We start from the raw sequence: 20,563 nt of genomic DNA, 5'->3' as shown, positions 1-20,563 counted from the left end.
ATGACATGGTATCTCTCGCATCCCAGGACATAAGCGACTCCATAAACGGGTTCTTATGCCTTAGTTGTAAGTGTCTACCATGTCCCCGAACAAGTGTTCACCATGTCCCCGGACTGTACACAGTGGGAGAGGGAGATGTTAGCGCGATCGGTTCCCTCTCCCACTGGGAGAGGGCTAGGGTGAGGGAAAAACAGCTGAACTACAGCTTCTCAACCGCCCACGCAATCCCGCTTGCATACGCTTCCGGCAGCAGCGGCACCAGCGCATTCAAGGCTGACGCCAGACGTGCGTGATCGCTATCGGTGAGATTAAGATGCCCAACCTTGCGGCCTTCACGCACCTCTTTGTCATACCAATGCAGATGCACCAGCGGCTGCTGCAGCCACGCCAGATTCATCTCAGTACCAATCAGATTCACCATCACCGACGGCGCAAACATCACCGGCTTTGGCAGCGCCAAACCTAAAATCGCACGCAGATGCAGCTCGAACTGGCTGATTGACGCGCCATTCTGCGTCCAGTGGCCGCTATTGTGCACTCGCGGTGCTAACTCGTTGATCAGCAAACCTTCTGGCGTAATGAAACACTCCATCGCCATCACGCCGACGTAGTTCAGCTCATGCATGATGGCGCTGAGCATCGCTTCCGCCTGTTGTTGCTGTGCGGCATCGGCCTGCGGGAACGCCACGCTGGTGCGCAGAATGCCGTCCTGATGCAGGTTGTGCGTCAGCGGATAAAACACCGTGCTGCCATCGTGCCCACGCGCACCGACCAGCGACACTTCGCCGCTGAAGTTAATGCCTTGCTCAACGATGCATTCGCCGTAGCACTCATCCGGCAGCGCATCGGTTTCATTGGCGCGCAAACGCCATTGGCCACGGCCGTCATAGCCGCCGGTACGACGCTTTACAATCGCCAGTTCGCCAAGCGAGTTGAACACATTTGGCCACTCGGCTTTATCGGCCAGCAGCTGCCACGGCGCGGTGGCGAGGTTCAGCTGATCCAGCAGCTGTTTTTGCGTCAGGCGATCGGCCAGACGCGGGAAAATATCGCGATTCACAAAGGCCGGATGGCTCGCCAGTTCGCGGGTTAACGCGGTTTCCGGCCAGCGCTCGATCTCAGCGGTGATCACGCTTTCGGCGATCGACAGCGCAGAAGGTTCCGCATCCAGGCCCACCGGATACACCGCGATGCCCAGCGGTTCTCCCGCCTGGCGCAGCATGCGGCCTAACTGACCATTTCCTAATACGCAAACCGGCTTCATACGTCCTCCCGCGGATCCGGGTTGTTCAGCACTTCATCAGTTTGCGTTTGACGCCAGTGGGCGATGCGCGTTGACAGCGCGCTGTCGTGGATCGCCAGAATCTGTGCCGCCAGCAGGGCGGCGTTGGCAGCACCGGCTTTACCAATCGCCAGCGTACCCACCGGAATGCCGCGTGGCATCTGTACGATGGAGTAGAGGCTATCGACGCCGCTCAGCGCCGCGCTTTGCACGGGCACGCCCAGCACCGGCACCAGCGTTTTCGCGGCCAGCATGCCCGGCAAATGGGCAGCACCGCCGGCACCGGCGATGATCACCTGAAAACCGTTGTCGGCGGCGGTTTCCGCGAAGCTGAACAGTTTGTCGGGCGTACGGTGAGCTGAGACCACTTCAACGTGGAAGGGAACATCCAGGCTGTTAAGAATTTCCTCGGCGAACTGCATGGTAGCCCAGTCACTTTTGGAACCCATGACAATGGCGATACGGGCCGGGGCGGCGTTGGATGACATGCGGTCAACTCCTGTGAATATGCAAACGAACCTGGCCGGGCGGGCAGGCGAAGAAGGGCACAGAGAATAGCATGAGATGGCAGCAAGGAAAACGGTTGCGTAGGCGGAAAACGGGCATTGATGCCCGGATTTCAGAAGGGGAATTCGATCAGGCTTACGCCGCTGGCATCAAGCTGAATCATCGATCCGTTCTCATGCCAGGCACCCAGCACCGCGCGCTCGGCGTTTTTGCCGTGCAGCGGGAAGGCGTGAATGGCGGGACGATGCGTGTGGCCGTGAATCAGAATCGCCACCTGTTGACGCGTCATCGCGGCTTCCACCGCGGACTGATTGACGTCCATGATGCTGACCGATTTATGCTGATTCGCCTGCTTGCTGCCATTGCGCATGCGCGCAGCAATACGCATGCGCAGACGCAGCGGCAACGCGAGGAACAGACGCTGCAACCAGCGCTGATGCACTTTGGCGCGGAAACGCTGATAGCCTGCATCGTCGGTGCACAAGGTATCGCCGTGCATGATCAACACACGATGTCCGTAGCGATCGAGCACCTTTTCTTCCGGCAGCAGCGTCATGCCGCTGGCACGCGCAAAACGCTGGCCGAGCAGGAAGTCGCGATTGCCGTGAATAAAGAACTTCGGCACCGGCAGCGCCTTGAGCGCCGCAGCGATTTGCTGATGCAGCGGGTTAGGATCGTCGTCGCCGATCCAGGCTTCAAACAGATCGCCGAGGATATAAAGCGCATCGCACGTGCGCGCTTCACCCTGCAAAAAATGCAGAAAACCGGCAGTAATTGCCGGTTCTTCATGACACAGATGCAGATCTGCGATAAACAGCGTGCGCGACATTACTCGCTAACAGTCACTTTCTGGATGACAACATCTTCAACCGGAACGTCCTGATGCATGCCGCTGCGGCCGGTTTTCACCGCTTTGATTTTCTCAACCACGTCCATGCCTTCAACCACTTCAGCGAACACGCAGTAACCCCAGCCTTGCAGGCTTTCGTCACGGAAGTTCAGGAAGTCGTTGTCTGCCACGTTGATAAAGAACTGGGCTGTTGCAGAGTGTGGCGCCTGAGTACGCGCCATCGCCAGGGTGCCTTTGGTGTTTTTCAGGCCGTTGTTCGCTTCGTTGCGGATGTCTGCTTTGGTATCTTTCTGCTTCATGCCAGGCTCAAAACCGCCGCCCTGAATCATGAAACCGTTGATTACGCGATGGAAGATAGTGTTATCGTAAAAACCTTCCGCGCAGTATTCCAGGAAGTTCTTCACGGTAGCCGGCGCTTTGTCATCGAAAGTTTTGATTACGATATCGCCATGGTTCGTCTGGAAAGTGACCATTATTTTCTTCCTGTCAAGGTTGTCGTCAGTATCAACTGCCACGCCTGTAAGGCGGCGGGGCATTTTTGTAGACGCTTCTTATATCACAATTTCCAATAACGCGTCAGTAACCGGACGGCAGTTGGCAACCGAGCGATGCACAAGTCAGAAAAATACGGCACAATAACCGGCTTGATGTTTGTCAGTTAAGAGATGAAAACCGTTCTCATAGCGCGCACATTCCGTAGCGGCGCAATTTATTGCGCGATAAATCGCGCCGCTACGGAATGTGCAGTCACGGATTACAGTTGTTAACTGGTTGGCTTGACGCAAGCAATAAACAGCAAGATTTTTGATAGTTCTATTCCCGCACACGTAAATAAACGGAACCGTTCAATGCTAAAGATTTATAACACCCTGAGTCGACAGAAAGAGGAATTCAAACCCATCCATGCCGGTCAAGTCGGTATGTACGTGTGTGGTATCACGGTTTACGACCTCTGTCATATCGGCCATGGGCGTACATTTGTGGCATTCGACGTGGTGGCGCGTTATCTGCGTTACGTGGGCTATCAGCTGAAGTATGTGCGTAACATCACCGATATCGATGACAAAATCATCAAACGTGCCAACCAAAACGGGGAAAGCATCGAAACGCTGACCAACCGCATGATCGCCGAGATGCATAACGATTTCGCCGCGCTCGGCATTCTGCCACCGGATCTGGAGCCGCGCGCCACCCGCCATATCGACGAGATTATCGAGCTGGTCGGCAGGCTGATTGAGCGTAAGCACGCGTACGTGGCGGACAACGGCGACGTGATGTTCGACGTGATGAGCGACAAGGATTACGGCGTGCTGTCGCGTCAGGATCTGGAGCAGCTGCAGGCCGGTGCACGCGTTGAAGTGGCGGATGTGAAGCGCAATCCGATGGACTTCGTGCTGTGGAAGATGTCTAAAGCCGACGAACCGGCGTGGAACTCGCCGTGGGGCAACGGCCGTCCAGGCTGGCACATCGAGTGCTCGGCGATGAACTGCAAACAGCTCGGCACCCATTTCGACATTCACGGCGGCGGTTCGGACCTGATGTTCCCGCACCACGAAAACGAAGTGGCGCAATCCACCTGTGCGCACGATGGTCCGTATGTGAATTACTGGATGCACTCCGGCATGGTGATGGTTGACCGCGAGAAGATGTCGAAATCGCTGGATAACTTCTTCACCGTGCGCGATGTGTTGCAGCACTACGATGCCGAAACCGTGCGTTACTTCCTGATGTCGGGCCACTATCGCAGCCAGCTCAACTACGGCGAAGATAACCTCAACCAGGCGCGTGCGGCGCTCGAGCGCTTGTACACCGCGCTGCGTCATACCGATGCCAATGCCACGGCGGCGGGTGGCGAAGAGTTTGAAGCGCGATTCCGTACCGCGATGGATGACGACTTCAACACGCCGGAAGCCTATTCGGTGTTGTTTGATATGGCGCGTGAAGTGAATCGCCTGAAGACCGAAGACAAAGCCTCCGCTGATGCGCTGGCAGCGAAACTGCGTCAGATCGCTAACGTGCTCGGCATTCTGCAGCAGGATCCCGAGCAGTTCCTGCAAAGCGGTGCGCAGGTGAATGACGATGAAGTGGCGGAAATCGAGCATTGGGTGAAAGCCCGTTCCGATGCGCGTGCAGCCAAAGATTGGGCGCAGGCGGATGTGGCGCGCGATAAGCTCAATGAGTTGGGCGTGATCGTTGAGGATGGGCCGCAAGGTTCCAGCTGGCGACGCAAATAACCGGAGAGGGCGAGAAATCGCCCTTTTTTATTGATGGCGATTGAACAGATTCATATTCACGGCTTCCGCTCGGTGCGCGACCTGACGCTACCGCTGCAACAGCTCAACGTGGTGAGCGGCCCCAACGGCTGCGGCAAATCTAACCTGTATAAAGCGGTGCGATTGCTGCACGAAGCGGCGAGCGGACGTTTAGCGCTGGCGCTGGCGGAAGAGGGCGGCATCCAGAAAGCGATGTGGGCGGGCGGATTGCGGCGCGGCGATCGTCGCCACGATCCCAAACGTCTGGCGCTCGCGGTGGTAATGGATGATATGGATTATCAGCTTGATATCGGTTTTCCTGAGCCGTTAGCCACCAGCATGTTTAACCTCGATCCGCTGGTGAAAGAGGAGCGTATATGGATGAGCGGCCAGCGTCGGCGTCCTTCCTCCTGCATCCTGCAGCGGCAAAATCAAACCGCTTTCCTGCACAACGTTGAGGGCGAACGCGTTGCTTATCCTGCGGTGCTGCATCCGGAAGAGTCGCTGTTTGGGCAGCTTGGCGAGCCGCACCTTTATCCCGAGCTTTCCCAGGTACGTGAAAGGCTGCGCCAGTGGCGTTTCTATCATGAGTTTGCGGTGTGGCCCGGTTCGCCGATTCGTGCGCCGCAGATTGGCGTGCGCGCGCCGGTACTGAGCCACGATGGCAGCAATTTGGCCGCAGCCTGGGCTACGATTGTTGAACGCGGTCATTCCGAATTACTGCTTGAGGTGATGGCCGAAGCCTTCCCGGACACGGAATTTCACGTTGACGTGCAGAACGGGCGTTTTCAGATGCTGATGTCACGGCGGGGAATTTTGCGTCCGCTGGAGAGCGCCGAGTTCTCGGATGGCACGCTGCGCTTTCTCTGCTTAGTGGTGGCGCTGCTCAGCCCGCGTCCGCCGGCGTTTATGGCGCTAAATGAACCGGAAAACAGTTTGCATGAAGATTTGTTGCCTGCATTAGCGCGACTGATCGCCGAAGCCAGCCAGTTTAGCCAACTGTGGATCACCAGCCATTCACCGAAACTGGCGACGCTGATTGCGCAGCATACGGCGGTGAATCATATCGCGCTGGAGCAAATTGAAGGGGAAACTCGGGTGGTGGGGGAAGAGCGGATTTAGGCGTCCCGATTGGGACGCCTAAAGGTCAGGCAACAACCGTAATCTTAAAGCCCGCAAACTCGACCTTCTGGCCTTCAACAATCTTGCAGCGCTTACGCGTTTCAACTGCGCCATCGACGCGCACTTCGCCTTCCGCAATCACCGCTTTCGCCTGCGCACCGCTTTGCACCCAACCTTCGAGTTTCAGCAGGTCGCACAAATCTACGTGGGCATGTTTACCGAGAGAAAAACTGGCCATTATGCCTCCTCAATGTCGTGAAATTCTTCACACGCCGTCAGCGTGTTTTGGATCAATGTCGCGACCGTCATTGGACCGACGCCGCCTGGAACGGGCGTGATGTACGAGGCGCGCTCAGCAGCCGCTTCGAACTCCACATCGCCCACCACTTTGCCACTGTCGAGACGGTTGATACCCACATCAATCACCACCGCGCCCGGCTTGATCCAGTCGCCCGGAATAAAGCCCGGCTTGCCAACCGCCACCACCAGCAGATCGGCGTGCTCAACGTGATGACGCAGATCTTTGGTGAAACGGTGCGTAACGGTGGTGGTGCAACCGGCGAGCAGCAGCTCCATGCTCATCGGACGGCCAACGATATTCGATGCGCCAACCACCACGGCGTTCAGGCCGTAAGTATCGATATTGTAGCGCTCCAGCAAAGTGACGATGCCGCGCGGCGTACATGGACGCAGCTTCGGTGCGCGCTGGCACAGACGACCGACGTTGTACGGATGGAAACCATCCACATCTTTGTCCGGCACGATGCGCTCCAGCACTTTGACGTTATCGATGCCGGCTGGCAGCGGCAGCTGCACCAGAATGCCGTCGATGTCGTTGTCGTTGTTGAGCGTATCAATCAGCTCCAGCAGCTCGGCTTCGCTGGTGGTGGCGGGCAGATCGTATGAGCGGGAGATGAAGCCCACTTCATCACAAGCACGACGTTTGCTGGCGACATAGATCTGCGAAGCCGGGTTTTCACCCACCAGCACAACTGCCAAACCGGGCGCACGTTTGCCGGCCGCCAGACGCTGCTGTACTTTTTCGGCAACCTCAAGGCGCACCTGCTGCGCAATCGTTTTACCGTCAATAATTTTTGCTGCCATCAGAGAGGAAATCCATCTGTAGAGGGTTAGATCGGGGATGGCGCCTATTCTGTCAGAAGCGCGTGCGGCTGTCAGGTAGAGATTCGCCATCAACGCCGCTTTCCCGATTTTTCGCCGTGGCGCCCGCCCGCGTTAGCGCTTATGATGCCCGGCAGTGAATGAGATGGATGACGTGATGATTTGGTTAATTCTCGCCACGCTGGCGGTGGTGTTCGTGGTAGGTTTTCAGCTGCTGACGGCCAGCTCGCGCCATGCGGTGCAGGCGCTCAATAAACGGTTGCAACTGCCGCCGGTGCATATCGAATCAATGTTGTCGCTGATGGGCAAAGAGGCGGCAAAAGAGTTTACCGATTACATCACGGGCGATAACGACACGCATCTGCACAATGGCGCGGCGGTGCTGCTGATTTGGCAGGTGCTGATTGTTGATGGCAGCGACGAGAATAGGCAGCGCTGGCACGGCATTTTGAGCCGGGCGGGATTTTCAGCGTTGATATCGAGGCAACAGCTGTTGCTGGCGTTGGGGTTCTTGCGTCAGCTGGAGCCGGACAGCCAGGAGCTGCATGCGCTGCGCGACCAGTACAATGCGCATTTCACGCAGCAAGGGATTGAGCTGGAAGGCGAAACGGAGCAGGGCGGGAATCTGGTGTCGATGAGCGAATGGCGCAAGCGGCATTAAGGGGTTTTGGTTAATCTGCCAGCACTCCGCTGCTAGTGGGAGGCAAAAACGTTGACGCGCGAGCCGCTGGACGTATAATCCGACCCAATCACTATGCGCCCTTAGCTCAGTTGGATAGAGCACCGGCCTTCTAAGCCGTAGGTCACAGGTTCGAATCCTGTAGGGCGTACCATCCTGAATTCTCCTCATCTTTATCTCTTTTCTTTTAAATTCATTCGTCGTTTATCCTTGTCATACAGTTCGCTAGCTGTATTATTTTGCCCAATCCCTTAGATCTACTCTTATATAAAACAGTGATTGAAGCGCTATCCGCTCATGATCTTTATATATGGCAATTTCTTATACAATTGCCGCAATAGTAGAACTAACCACTTTGCTTTTACTCAGGTTGCATAATGTCCAATCATAATTTTTCTCAAACTGCCGCTTTTCTCTGGTCGGTTGCCGATCTTCTGCGCGGAGATTTTAAACAGTCTCTTTATGGCCGCATCATTCTGCCATTTACTCTGTTGCGTCGATTAGAGTGTGTGCTTGAGGAGAGTAAAGAGGCTGTATTGGCCCAGGCTGAAAAGCTGAAAGCAATGAAAGATTTGCCAGGGGAAGCACAGGAAAAATTCTTGTTACGCGCAACTAATGGTCTGTCCTTTTTCAATACATCTCCCATGAATCTAAGCAAGTTGGGCCAAAGCGACAACGCAGATAATTTGCTGAATTATGTCGAATGCTTTTCTAGTGATGCGCGTCAGATTTTTGAACAGTTCAAATTTAGCGAATATGTGGGTGAGTTAAAGCAAGCGAACCTGCTGTTCAAAGTGGTCAAATTGTTTGCGGTAACTGATCTCAGCCCAAAAAAAATATCTAACCATGATATGGGATTAGTGTTTGAAGAACTGATCCGCCGCTTTGCTGAAAGTTCAAATGAAACCGCCGGAGAGCACTTTACTCCGCGTGATATCGTGCGTTTAACTACATCATTAGTATTTATGGAAGATGATGATGCGCTGAGTAAACCCGGTATCATCCGTACTATCTACGATCCCACTGCGGGAACTGGCGGGTTCTTATCTTCTGGTATGGAATATGTTCACGATCTTAATCCAGAAGCGGTAATGCGTGCCTTTGGCCAGGAACTCAATCCCGAATCTCATGCTATTTGTAAAGCCGATATGCTGATCAAAGGGCAGGATGTTAGCCGCATTAAGCTTGGTAATACCTTGTCAAATGATCAACTGCCTGCCGACCAGTTTGACTACATGCTTTCGAATCCACCGTTCGGCGTGGACTGGAAAAAGATTGAAGGCGAGATTAACGATGAACATTCGCAGAAAGGCTTCAATGGTCGTTTTGGGCCGGGCCTGCCGCGTGTCTCCGATGGATCTCTGCTGTTTCTGATGCATCTGCTTAGCAAAATGCGCGGCATTCATAATGCTGATGGCTCAGTAAGTAACGGCGGTCGCATCGGCATTATACTTAACGGCTCGCCGCTTTTTACTGGCGGTGCGGGTAGCGGTGAGAGCGAAATCCGTCGCTATATTCTGGAAGCCGATTTACTGGAAGGCATCATCGCGTTGCCAACGGATATGTTTTACAACACCGGTATCGCAACTTACGTTTGGATCCTGTCAAATAAGAAGTCCGCAGAACGTAAAGGCAAAGTGCAGCTGATCGATGGCACCAACCTATGCGGAAAAATGCGTAAATCGCTGGGCTCAAAACGCAACTTGATGGGTGAAGACGATATCAGGCTGATTACGCAGACTTTCGGTGATTTTAAGGAGGTTGATGCGACTTCACTGGAAGAGCTTGGGCTTGAAAAAGCACCAGAACAGAAATCTAACCGCGGCCGTCAGTCTGCCAATGCCAAAACCGAAACGACGAAAACCTTCGCCAGTAAAATTTTTAACACTTCCGACTTCGGTTATCGCCGCCTGACCATTGAACGTCCACTACGTTTGTCTGCGCAGGTGACTGATAAGGCCATTGCTACACTGCGGTTTGCACCCAAGCCGTTTAATGCACCGATGGAGCGTTTATACGAAGCGTTTTCCGCACAGTGGCAGGATGATAATTACGGTGATTTTTCAGCGATCGAAGCTGAAGCTCGCGTGATTATCAAAGCAGAGTTTGCTGAACTGAAAGAAAAGCAGATTAAAGATCTGCTGGACAGCAAACTATGGCTGGCGCAACGCACAATGATGGATAAAGCGCAGAAAATTCAGACTGCATTGGGTGCTCAAGCGGGTGGGGAAAAGCAGGTTAGCGATGACTTTAACCAGTTCCAGCTCACATTAAAAAATGCGATTAAAACTGCAGGCGTGAAGCTCGATACCAAAGAGAATAAACAGTTTATCGACGCTTTCACCACTAAAAATCCGGCTGCTGAGCCGGTAGTGAAGAAGGTGCTGAAAGAGGGTGCCCAACCTCTTTACGGTGCGTTTGAGTACAAAAGTAAAGTTGTAGAGTTTGAGCAGGATGGCGATTTACGTGATAACGAGAACGTACCGCTAAATCCGCATGTTGCCACCAGCGATCTGATTGAAAATTATTTCAAAGCGGAAGTGCTGCCGCATGTTTCCGATGCTTGGATGAATGCTGATAAGCGCGATGCGAAAGATGGGGAAATAGGGATTGTCGGTTATGAAATTCCATTTAACCGCCATTTTTATGTTTATCAGCCACCGCGCCCGCTGAAAGAGATTGATGCCGATCTGGATGCCGTCAGCGCCGAGATAATGAAGCTGCTGCAGGAGGTACATTCCTAATGGCTAAATACAGGCCTTATGAATCGTATAAAGATACCCATGCGGATTGGTATAAAATAAAACCAGCTCACTGGACATGTGAACGATTCAAAAATAATTTTATCGAGAAAAAAAAGAAAAATGTATTAGATCTACCTGCAGGTGCTATCAGCTTTGGTAGAGTGGTTTATAAGAATGAAGAGACTTTGTCTCAAGAAACTAAAAATTCATATCAAGAGGTTTTGGCTGGTGAGTTTTTAATTAACCCGTTAAATCTCAATTTTGATTTGAAAAGTTTACGTACGGCACTTTCAAATATCGATGTTGTTGTTAGTACTGGTTATATAGTCCTTCAAAGTCGTGGGTTATTAAACCCTCGCTTTGCTCGCTGGCTACTGCAACAATTTGATGTTTCACATATGAAAACTCTTGGGGCTGGAGTTCGCCAGACAATCAATTACTCTGACATTGGTAATTCCTTATTTTGTCGCCCCTCGCTGGAAGAACAGCAGGTCATTGGTGCTTTTCTTGATCACGAGACTGCAAAAATCGATAAGCTTATCGAGAAGCAACAACAACTAATTGAACTTCTTAAAGAAAAACGTCAGGCAGTGATTAGTCATGCTGTCACCAAAGGACTAAATCCTGATGTGCCGATGAAAGATACTGGTGTTGAGTGGCTTGGGAGAGTGCCGGAGCATTGGGAGGCGTCTCGTATAAGTTGGATATGTAGTGTAGGTAATGGCTCTACCCCCAACAGAGAAAATGCTCTTTTTTGGTTAAATGGTTCCTATCCTTGGCTTAATAGTTCGAAAGTAAATGATGAAAAAGTATATTCTGCTGAGCAGTTTGTTACGCCAAAAGCACTCTGTGAATGTAGTTTACCCATAGTAAGAAGAGGGAGTGTTATTATCGCTATAACTGGTGAAGGAAAAACCAGAGGTACTTCTGCATTAATGATGATTGATGCAACTATTAATCAGCACCTTGCTTATATCACGCCCCGAGGCAATGATAAGGTTTTGCCAGAATTCATTCATTTATGGTTGCAAAGTAAATATCAACAAATACGCTCGAACTCAGCAGGAGGGGGGAGTACTAAAGCAGCAATTACATGCTCAGAAGTTAAAGGCTATCCAATTCCTGTTCCCCCAATAAATGAACAGGCTGAAATAATAAAATCAATAGAAAAAAAGAAGAAAATTTACTCGGATATTTTATTTGCTAGTGAAAATCAAATAGACATCCTTCAAGAACGCCGCACCGCCCTTATCTCCGCCGCTGTAACCGGTAAAATTGACTTGCGTCACTGGGTAGCGCCTGAGAAACAGGAAGTTGAGGAGCCACAGGAGACCACCGCATGAGCATGGACAGCACTAAAGAACTGATTTTTCAGGATGAAATGATTGCGCAGATGGTCGATCGTGGCTGGATAGCCGGTAAAGCTGATGGCTACGATCGCGAACGTGCGCTCTATTCACAGGATGCGCTGACATTCGTGCAAACCACGCAGCCGCAGGAGTGGGAGAAGTTTGCCAAAATTTACTCCACCGACACCGAACGTCACTTCCTTGATGCGCTGGTGGCACAACTTAAAAAAGCGGATATCAACGCTACCGATATGCTTTCACGCACTTACGGTACGCTCGGCGTATTGCGTCACGGCATCAAGAGCTATAGCGCACGCTTTTCGTTGTGTCAGTTCAAGCCGGAACATAACCTCAATCCGGATACGCTAGCACGCTATCAACAGAACATCTGCCGTATTGTGCCGGAGCTGGTTTACAGCCCGCACGCTTCCAAAGCGGCATTTGAAGAGTCAGGCATAAAAGCGAAGAAGTGGCGTATTGATCTGGTGCTATTTGTGAATGGCATGCCGATTGCCACGCTGGAGTTGAAGTCTGAATTCAAGCAGGCAGTACAAAACGCCATCACCCAATATAAGAAAACGCGCCTGCCAAAAGATCCTGGTACTAACAAAACGGAACCGCTGCTGACATTCAAACGCGGTGCGTTGGTACACTTTGCCGTCAGCCAGTATGAAGTGTTTATGGCGACTAAACTCGATGGCGATAAAACCTTCTTTCTGCCGTTTAACAAAGGCACCAAAGAGGGGGGCGCGGGCAACGATATTCCAGAAAATGAAAATGACTACGCCACCAGCTATCTGTGGAATGAGGTCTTGCTACCGGACAATCTGCTGAAAATTCTCGCCAGCTTTGTGCATCTGCAAATTGAAGAAAAGGAAGACTGGCAGGGATTAAAGTACAAAAAAGAGAGTCTGATCTTTCCGCGCTATCACCAATGGGATGTGGTTAATAAACTGATCACGGCGGTAGCAGAGGAAGGGACAGGTAATAAATATCTGATTCAGCACAGTGCGGGTTCAGGGAAATCCAATTCCATCGCCTGGACCGCTCACCAGCTTTCGCGGCTGTACGATGCGAAAGGTGAGAAACAGTTCCACTCGGTGATTGTCGTCACTGACCGAACCGTGCTGGATGATCAGCTGCAGGACACCATCTACCAGTTTGAGCATCAGGATGGCGTGGTCGGGCGTATCAACAACAAAGAGGGCGATGGTTCAAAGTCGGAAAAGCTCGCCAGCGCGCTCGAAAACTCGCAGCCTATTATCATCGTCACTATTCAGACCTTCCCGTTTGTGCTCAAAGCGATTGAAAACAGTGTAAGCCTCAAGCTACGTAAATATGCGGTGATTGCCGATGAAGCGCACTCTTCGCAAAGCGGATCCACCGCGCGTCAGCTGAAAGAAGTGTTGATGACTGAAGAAGCGGATGACGATGTCGTGATGTCGTCAGAGGATATTCTTGATGCTACGGTTGCCGCGCGTAAGGGCAGCAGTAACCTCAACTATTATGCATTCACCGCAACGCCAAAGCCGAAAACGCTGGAGCTTTTTGGCCGTCGCCCTAATCCACATGAGCCGGCTTCCAGAACCAATAAGCCAGAAGCGTTCCATGTTTACTCCATGCGTCAGGCTATTGAAGAAGGTTTTATTCTCGATGTTCTGAAGAATTACACCAATTACAAGGTGGCCTATAAGCTGCTGCAAAAGCTGGACGATCCGGACCGCGAAGTTGATAGCAAAAAAGCCAAAATAAAACTCACCCAGTGGGTATCGCTGCATGAGCACAATGTTTCGCAAAAGGTGAAGGTCATTGTTGAGCACTATCGTAAGCATGTGATGCATCTGCTGGGCGGACAGGCTAAAGCGATGGTGGTTACTAGCTCACGCAAAGCGGCGGTGCGCTACAAGCTGGCGTTTGATAAATACATCGCAGAAAACAACTACCAGAAAATTAACGCGATGGTTGCCTTCTCCGGTGAAATTGAGTTTGCCGAAAGCGATCATAACGCGCTTGCGCTCCTGAATCAGAAATTCACTGAAATCAATATGAATCCCGGTCTGAAAGGGCGGGATATGCGTAAAGCCTTTGATAGCGATGATTATCAAGTGATGCTGGTGGCAAACAAATTCCAGACCGGTTTTGACCAGCCCAAATTGTGTGCCATGTATGTGGACAAAGCATTAGGTGGAGTGGAATGCGTTCAGACACTTTCCCGACTAAACCGCACTTATCCGGGCAAAGCAGAATCAGGCACATTTGTACTCGATTTCTGGAATGAGCCAGATGAGATTCTTGAGGCTTTCCAACCGTATTACCAAACAGCGGAATTAACCGATGTTAGCGATCCGCAATTAGTGTTCGAGTTGTTCGACAAACTGCGCACCAGCGGGATTTTCCTTTGGAATGAAGTAGAGCAGTTCTGTGACGCATTTTTCACTAAGAATAAATCTAACGCAGCGATCAGTAACATCTGTAAGCCGGCAGTTGATCGTTGGAAGCTGCGTTATAGCTCAGCGATTGATGCTTATGTGCTGGCCAAAGAGATGTTTGAACGCACAAAAAAGACTGGCGACGTGGTGCTAATCACCAATGCAGAAAACAGTTTTAAAGCCTGTAAGCAGGAAAAAGACAAGCTGGATATCTTCAAAAAAGATCTCGGCAGTTTCGTTCGTTTCTACGAGTTTATGTCGCAGATTGTTGACTATGATGACAAGGACCTGGAAAAGCTAAGCCTGTTTGCTCGCCACTTGCGCCCAATGTTGCATGAACAGCGTATTGCAGAAGATGAGGTTGATCTCAGTAATGTTGAGATGAGCCATTATCGTTTGTCAAAGCTCCATGAACAGCATCTGAAACTGCAAGAGGATGCCGAAGAGTACAAACTCAAACCCGGCAATGACATAGGCACTGCAAAGCCTAAGAACCCAAAAGAAGAGTTCCTGTCAAATATTTTGGCGCGTCTGAACGACCTCTTTATTACTGACAATCTTAGCGATAAAGACATGATTAATTATGCTTTTGCCGTGCGAGACAAGTTATCTGAGAACCAGGCGGTAATGACGCAAATTGCCAACAATACGCGTGAACAGGCAATGCTGGGAGATTTCCCGCAAGCGATTGATGATGCCGTAATGGATAGCAATGATGCGCATCAGGAAATGATGATTCAGTACTTGTCGAATCCGGAGCTTGCGAAAGGTTTTGCCAGAGTGGTGTTTGATATGTTGAAAGGCGCTTGAAAGATGCGAGGCAGAATATCGCCTCGTTATCTTACATACGCTTGTTCACATGCTTGTAGAAAAATAATTGGATATTTATTATGTCGAATCATGTTTCTGAATGGGTCATGTAAGCAGTTCAATCATAAAAGTGATGTAGCATCTTCGTGTCTGCTCGCAAATATCTATTCTGCCAGTTCATCTTCTGTTGTTTTTCTGTCTGAATATCAGCTTCCTCACGTAATTTTTGTTGCAGCCATGGAGAAAATGTTCTGTAAAAAATTCTTGCTCTTCTGAACTTTTCAAACTGACTCATCATAAAAAGGATCCAAAATACATTTAAAAAATAGGCGGACATAGCGAGTACAATGAAAAACACTTGTTCACTTCCAGATGAGGTTTTACCTATGTCTACAAATACAAATAGAGCAGTGAGAAGAATCAGCGAAATAATACTGATGAATGCGAGTTGCAAACCTCTTAACTTTCTGTACCGTTTATTGTAACTATTAAACGAGTCGTTCTGGATGTCCTTGATGCAAGGGGTTTTAATAAAGCCTTGAAAGTCTCGGTCTTCATAGCTGATGTTTCGCTCTCTAAGGAATGTCAAAAGCAGCTCATTTATTTTTACCGAGTACTGCATTCCTATTACATCATATAGTGCCTTAACAGCATTCTCCGTGGCGGCATTTATATTTTTTGTGTACAGAACGGAAATACAGCTAAGTGCTTTTGCTCTTTTTTCAGTGATAGTGGCTTTCTCAGCATAATGAATACCTGTCAACCTTTTTATAAGGGGCCACGCGGCTTTTATTAACCCAGGAATAAGTACACCTAGAGATAGCTTAAGCGACTCGGTGCTTATTAAAGTTGAGAAGTTAATTGTTGAGTTTATTTCTTCCATTTATTCACTCTCGATGTTTGTATTATTTAACATTACTTTCTCGCAGCTTTCCCACTTTGATTCGCACCGTTTCCGGCATCGCACTCAGATTATCCTCCCTCAACCCCAGCATCATATTGCATCCGCTGAACAACCCGGCATCGCCCAGCCGCGGCATTGGCAGCAATCTAGTGGGAATCGTCAGCCAAAACCGCAAATCATAGTCACAGCCCAGATACGTGCGCAGTAGCGCCATCACATCCTGCCTGAGCTGTCCGTCAGGCATCCAACCCTTTGCCTCCTCAGGATCGTCTGTTGAAAGCTCAACCCGTGAGCAGTAATCAGCCACGCGGGTTTCATCGCCCAGTATCGGATTCTGATCAAGCGTCATGCCACTGCGCATTGCAAGCCGGGCGCGTTTTGCCACCGGCATCGTCACCGGATGGTGTGCGAAAACCTCAACCTTCGTATTCGGTGCCTGGCTGCGTATCACCGCTGCAATACCTTCAGCTGTGTGCGTGGTGTGCAGTAGCGGTTTTAGTATCGCCAGCAGGGGTGATGAAGGTTGGTCGCCGCTATGGTAGATGCCGATTAGCGCCATCACGCTTTGCGAAACCGTATCGGTACCGCCTGGCTCAAAGGTGGCCGGATAGCTGTACTTGCGCCAGATGCGGTAAAACTGCGTCATCAGCCGGTGATTGAAGATATCCAGAAACGCGGCCATCGCATCAGCGCCGTCACGTCCCTGGTTGATGTCATCAATGATGCTGGTGGGCAGCGGCGAATCCACACCGTACAAGCCGAAGAAGTTGGTTCTGACCGTTGGTATCGCATCCGGGTTATCGGCGTCAATTTCCGTGCGCTTTAGTTCCCCGGCGGGAAAGCCCAGATGCGGATTGGGACGAAAACGCACTGGATCACTTTCTGGCGTGCGGCCCGTGCCGAGACGGCTGCCGGTCGTCTGCTCAAGTAACTGGCAGAAGCGGTAAAAGTTGTAACGCGCGGTCTGGTCATTGCCGTCATCGTCCAGCCAGAACGGTTTTTTGTTTTCTTCGCTCACATCAGCACCCTGTCAATGCGTCGCTCCGGCCAGGCCCATTCGGTTCCCGACGCGGTCAGCAGCACCGTCAGTTGGGTAAAACGTACAACGCTGGCGTACTGCGTCAGGAACTGTTCCAGCAGCTCGCAGAACAGGCGGGCATCGCCGGTGCCGCTGAACTGGGTTTCATCGAGCGCCACGCGAATACGCACGCCGTGCCAGTGATAGGAGGCGTTATAGTCCTGACGCCAGCTGACGTGACGAATACCGCTGATGCGACGGCGGTTGTTATCGTCATCGCTCCAGTCAAACAGCGCCAGCACGGCTCGGAGACTTGCAGCATCGTTAATCATCTGGCTCAGGGCGCGCGGATGCAGCAGCGACATCACATGCCACTGATACAACTGCGTGGCTGGCCGGTAATAAGGCATAGAAGGGGGATGACGCGTTATGCACTGCAACGTCAGGTTGCCGGTGACCGCGCTTCCATCAAATACGGCTTTCTCCAGCGCCATGCGCGGATAGTTACCATTGGTGCAGGTGATGTTCATAAACAGCGTGGCATCATCCTCGCCTCGATCGGTCTCGCTTTCATCGCCGCCCAGCATCAGCAAGGTTTCATAAAGACCGCTGACACCACGCCAGATGCGCGTATGGAAATATCGCTCCGGCCACGACTCTTTGCGTTGCAACATGCCCCCTTTTTGCCGGAAGTGCCGATACGGCACATAACGCCGCTTATCCAGTGTTTCGCTGGCGGCAACTTCATCAACACTGTAAATCTCAGTGTGCCGATCGCGCAGGCGGTGGGGACGCAGACGATAATCGAGCTCCGCAGGCTTTACCTTCAGCGGCTCGGCGTTCAGCGTAAACAAGTTAATCACCGGCACGCAGTGAATGCGCAGCGCGTCTGCTGGCAGCGAGATATCATGCGGAAGTGGCTGACTAAGGTGAATATCGAGCATCACTTCCCGGCAGCTTTCATTGAAGGGCAGCGTGTTGAGCCCCGATAGAGTAAAGAAGGCGTAGCGAGTCGGAAAACTGAAATATTCCAGCAGCGGGCGCACTTCACCACAGAGTGCAGGACTGTCGCTTTCCGGCCAGACCGGACGCCAGTGCTGCTGCCAGCGGGCACGGATGTCGCCACTAAATGGCTGCGGATCGGGGTAATCACTCTGCGGCAGGCGTAAAGTAATGTTGCTCAGATGACGGGTCAGCGCATGGTATAGCAGCGACTGCACTGGGCGATCTCCGTTGATATAAAGCGGAATATCACTGAGATCGACCTGGCTCGTATCGGCCTGAGGGCTGAGGGTAAACCGCAGGGAGATCATCTGGTGTCCATCGGGATGGAAGGGCGTCGTTATCTCGCCCAGCGCCAGCGGATGCAATTTCAACGCATCGGTCGTGCGATAAGGGCAGCGCAGGCCAGTGATATCCATCGGTCGGGTCAGCAGCGTTGTACCTTCCGGCAGCACCGCATCACGTACCTGAGCGACGCTATCGGGCGTAAATTCCACCACAGACATTGATGGCAGCGTGCGGTCCACCACGGGCAGCAGATGCCCGAGCAGCGGCTCCGTCAGCTCCGGAATATCGTCATCAATCTTACGACGCATCTGCGCCATCATCAGCGAGAAGCCCTGAAACAGCTGCTCGACCGAGTCGTCCATCTTCAGAGATTTGCCGTCTACGCCCAGTCGCCGTCCCGCCTCCGGATGCTGCTCCGCAAACTCCTGCGCAGCAGCTTTCAGATAACGCATTCCGCTGTCGAAATATTTCAGAAAATCATGGTCGTTCATGGTTCACCTACTCACCCAGCGTGAGTGCCAGATAACTCACTGAGCAGAGTGAAGCCAACCACAGCACCAGCAGTGAGATCATTGCCCGGTAAAACATGACTCTTGTTCCGTGCAGGCGATCAGCCAGAGAACGCGGGCGGGCAAATTTTTTCGGCCATAGCTGCGCCATGCCCCGGTCAAACTCAGCAAGGTCATCTTCGTTGTTGAGCAATGCGAAGAGCCGTTCATCGAGCCATAAACGCCAGCAGTAGTAGTGTGTGATGAAGAACAACACCATTAACGGCAGACTCAGCGCAGAGTGGAGAAGGTTGAGTATCAACGCCAACGGTGGCAGCGTCAGCGCGGCAAAGTAGCGCCAGCTTGCCAGATGAATTTGCACAATTCGGTTGGTCATAGTGAGCTCTGACATAGCTGTTCCTTGCTGAAGGTTTCCAGGATTTAAATGTGTGCGGGGGTGAGAACAATCTGCGGGCGTCGGGACTTAATGAGTTCAATGGCCTGAACGACAGAAACTGCATGTCCTTCCGCCAGCAGCCACGCCGCAATCACCGTGGCACTGCGCGATAAACCCAGCGCGCAGCAAACCAACACCTTGTCACTTTCCCGGTGTAGTTGCTGAAGCTGTCTTACCGCAGTGCGCAAATGCGCAATGTCGGGCACCAGCAGATCCATTAGCGGATAGGCCTGCCATCGCTGTGCGTTCCGGTTGCCTTTGTGTAATTCTGCGGTCAGATCAAAAACGGCAAAATCTTGCTGCGTCTTGTCCGGAAACCTGCCCAGCGCTACGCCAGCGGCAATCTCATTGCTTTGCGCGCTATGCCGGGAAAACCAGCGGCGGGAAATCCTCACGCCTGTCAGATAGGGTAAAAGCACCAGGCGTGCGGAGAGAGATAAGTTACCGCAACTGCTTTTCTGAAACACCGTCACGCCCAACCCGGCATAGCCCGCAGCCACCGCCAGCAGCGCTATGGCAGGCCACAACAGCAAATGACTACAGGGAATCGCTATCCCCGCCAGTAAAAACAGCATTCCACCCAGGGCGTATTTGCTTGCGAGACGTCGCGCGTGCAAAGTGGGCCGCTGCCAGCGCCATTCTCCTCTAATTGGAATCAGGTAGCTGATGATGACCGCGACCCCAATACCGCTAATGACATCGATAACATGGTGCTGCCAGGTGGTCAGTACGGAGATAGCTATTAGCAGGAACCAACTGGCCGCAACGATTCTCGCATTGCGATTCAGATGCTGGCGAAAGCGCAGCCAGAGCAGCCAGGTCAGAATAATGTGCAACGAAGGGGCCTGGTTATAGGGTAAATCAAACTGTTCAAGCTGGTGGAACAACCAGCCGAAGACACCCTGGGTTTCCGGGCGCGTGAAGGTAAACTTCAGCGGGAAAAGTAAAAACGCTGCACACGCCACCAGCGATGCTGCAAGCAGGCGATAGCCGTGACGCATCAACTCCTGTCTTGATGTGCAGATGAACAGTGAAATACCGTAAAGCAGGTCGATGCTCCAGTAAGGCACGATGGTCCAGGGAACAAATGGAATCGAACGTTCCCAGGCAAACACCAGGCTTTCCACATCATCGCGGGTCGCGGTGTAGGTATTCACCTGCCCGTAGCTGAGAAAAAACAGGGGCCCCAGCAACATCAGCCAGCAAAGCCCCTGTTTCCAGGGGCGAAAAGGGCGTTGTGTCAGCAACGATTCAGTCATG

17 protein-coding genes and 1 tRNA gene are annotated in these 20,563 nt (G+C 51.9%); 7 read left to right on the top strand and 11 right to left on the bottom strand.

Features of this window, described 5'->3' with window-relative positions; genetic code table 11:
* Window positions 1-199: 199 nt before the first annotated feature.
* From purK to ppiB, 4 genes are all read right to left on the bottom strand, one after another.
* On the bottom strand, window positions 200-1,264 hold the full coding sequence (gene purK / locus PZBJ_RS16170; protein WP_101763310.1) for a 5-(carboxyamino)imidazole ribonucleotide synthase: 1,065 nt from the start codon (window positions 1,262-1,264) through the stop codon (window positions 200-202).
* Complete coding sequence (gene purE, locus PZBJ_RS16165) at window positions 1,261-1,770, bottom strand: 5-(carboxyamino)imidazole ribonucleotide mutase (RefSeq protein WP_101763309.1); 510 nt, start codon at window positions 1,768-1,770, stop codon at window positions 1,261-1,263. The genes purK and purE overlap by 4 nt, the downstream gene beginning before the upstream one ends.
* Before the next feature lie 131 nt (window positions 1,771-1,901).
* Entirely contained in the window at window positions 1,902-2,618 is a 717-nt protein-coding gene (locus PZBJ_RS16155) for a UDP-2,3-diacylglucosamine diphosphatase (RefSeq protein ID WP_101763308.1), read from the bottom strand.
* Entirely contained in the window at window positions 2,618-3,112 is a 495-nt protein-coding gene (gene ppiB / locus PZBJ_RS16150; RefSeq protein ID WP_008103818.1) for a peptidylprolyl isomerase B, read from the bottom strand. Before ppiB ends, PZBJ_RS16155 begins: the two co-directional genes overlap by 1 nt.
* 375 nt (window positions 3,113-3,487) lie before the next feature.
* Between ppiB and cysS the strand changes: the two genes are divergently transcribed.
* Together cysS and PZBJ_RS16140 are read left to right on the top strand one after the other, a co-directional pair.
* Window positions 3,488-4,873 (top strand): cysteine--tRNA ligase, encoded by a 1,386-nt coding sequence (cysS, locus tag PZBJ_RS16145; protein WP_101763307.1) that lies wholly within the window; start codon window positions 3,488-3,490, stop codon window positions 4,871-4,873.
* Between the two features lie 33 nt (window positions 4,874-4,906).
* On the top strand, window positions 4,907-6,013 hold the full coding sequence (locus PZBJ_RS16140) for an AAA family ATPase (protein ID WP_101763306.1): 1,107 nt from the start codon (window positions 4,907-4,909) through the stop codon (window positions 6,011-6,013).
* Between the two features lie 25 nt (window positions 6,014-6,038).
* Here the strand turns inward: PZBJ_RS16140 and ybcJ are convergent, their stop codons facing one another.
* Together ybcJ and folD are read right to left on the bottom strand one after the other, a co-directional pair.
* Window positions 6,039-6,251 (bottom strand): ribosome-associated protein YbcJ, encoded by a 213-nt coding sequence (gene ybcJ / locus PZBJ_RS16135; RefSeq protein ID WP_007890771.1) that lies wholly within the window; start codon window positions 6,249-6,251, stop codon window positions 6,039-6,041.
* A complete protein-coding gene (gene folD, locus PZBJ_RS16130; RefSeq protein ID WP_036648219.1) occupies window positions 6,251-7,117 on the bottom strand; it encodes a bifunctional methylenetetrahydrofolate dehydrogenase/methenyltetrahydrofolate cyclohydrolase FolD in 867 nt (288 codons plus the stop codon). Before folD ends, ybcJ begins: the two co-directional genes overlap by 1 nt.
* Window positions 7,118-7,292: 175 nt before the next feature.
* On the opposite strand from folD, the gene PZBJ_RS16125 reads away from it, so the two are divergent.
* The 5 genes from PZBJ_RS16125 to PZBJ_RS16105 all read left to right on the top strand — a co-directional run bounded on the left by PZBJ_RS16125 (window position 7,293) and on the right by PZBJ_RS16105 (window position 15,146).
* The gene (locus PZBJ_RS16125; protein WP_101763320.1) at window positions 7,293-7,796 is read left to right on the top strand and encodes a DUF1198 family protein; all 504 of its coding nucleotides are present in this window, start codon (window positions 7,293-7,295) and stop codon (window positions 7,794-7,796) included.
* A gap of 95 nt (window positions 7,797-7,891) precedes the next feature.
* Window positions 7,892-7,968, top strand: a tRNA-Arg gene (locus tag PZBJ_RS16120).
* A 223-nt stretch (window positions 7,969-8,191) separates the two neighbouring features.
* The gene (locus PZBJ_RS16115; protein ID WP_101763305.1) at window positions 8,192-10,558 is read left to right on the top strand and encodes a type I restriction-modification system subunit M; all 2,367 of its coding nucleotides are present in this window, start codon (window positions 8,192-8,194) and stop codon (window positions 10,556-10,558) included.
* Window positions 10,558-11,901 carry a restriction endonuclease subunit S gene (locus PZBJ_RS16110; protein WP_101763304.1) on the top strand — a complete coding sequence of 448 codons (1,344 nt, stop codon included), beginning with the start codon at window positions 10,558-10,560 and terminating at the stop codon, window positions 11,899-11,901. The genes PZBJ_RS16115 and PZBJ_RS16110 overlap by 1 nt, the downstream gene beginning before the upstream one ends.
* Window positions 11,898-15,146, top strand: coding sequence for a type I restriction endonuclease subunit R (locus tag PZBJ_RS16105; RefSeq protein WP_101763303.1), 3,249 nt, complete (start codon window positions 11,898-11,900; stop codon window positions 15,144-15,146). Before PZBJ_RS16110 ends, PZBJ_RS16105 begins: the two co-directional genes overlap by 4 nt.
* Window positions 15,147-15,264: 118 nt before the next feature.
* On the opposite strand, the gene PZBJ_RS16100 is transcribed toward PZBJ_RS16105, so the two are convergent.
* From PZBJ_RS16100 to PZBJ_RS16080, 5 genes are read right to left on the bottom strand one after another with little or no spacing between them, the layout of a single operon-like run.
* Window positions 15,265-16,029: a hypothetical protein gene (locus tag PZBJ_RS16100; protein ID WP_101763302.1), complete on the bottom strand. Its 765-nt coding sequence runs from the start codon at window positions 16,027-16,029 to the stop codon at window positions 15,265-15,267.
* 22 nt (window positions 16,030-16,051) lie between these two features.
* Complete coding sequence (gene tssG, locus PZBJ_RS16095) at window positions 16,052-17,068, bottom strand: type VI secretion system baseplate subunit TssG (RefSeq protein WP_101763301.1); 1,017 nt, start codon at window positions 17,066-17,068, stop codon at window positions 16,052-16,054.
* On the bottom strand, window positions 17,065-18,849 hold the full coding sequence (gene tssF / locus PZBJ_RS16090; RefSeq protein WP_101763300.1) for a type VI secretion system baseplate subunit TssF: 1,785 nt from the start codon (window positions 18,847-18,849) through the stop codon (window positions 17,065-17,067). The genes tssG and tssF overlap by 4 nt, the downstream gene beginning before the upstream one ends.
* A gap of 7 nt (window positions 18,850-18,856) precedes the next feature.
* On the bottom strand, window positions 18,857-19,258 hold the full coding sequence (locus PZBJ_RS16085) for a hypothetical protein (RefSeq protein WP_101763299.1): 402 nt from the start codon (window positions 19,256-19,258) through the stop codon (window positions 18,857-18,859).
* A 29-nt stretch (window positions 19,259-19,287) separates the two neighbouring features.
* Window positions 19,288-20,562, bottom strand: a complete 1,275-nt coding sequence (locus tag PZBJ_RS16080; RefSeq protein ID WP_101763298.1) for a phosphatase PAP2/dual specificity phosphatase family protein — start codon at window positions 20,560-20,562, stop codon at window positions 19,288-19,290.
* Window position 20,563 lies beyond the last annotated feature (1 nt).

The organism is Pantoea endophytica (assembly GCF_002858935.1).
In the GTDB taxonomy this organism is placed as follows: domain Bacteria; phylum Pseudomonadota; class Gammaproteobacteria; order Enterobacterales; family Enterobacteriaceae; genus Pantoea; species Pantoea leporis.
This window is presented reverse-complemented; position numbering and strand designations above follow the sequence as displayed.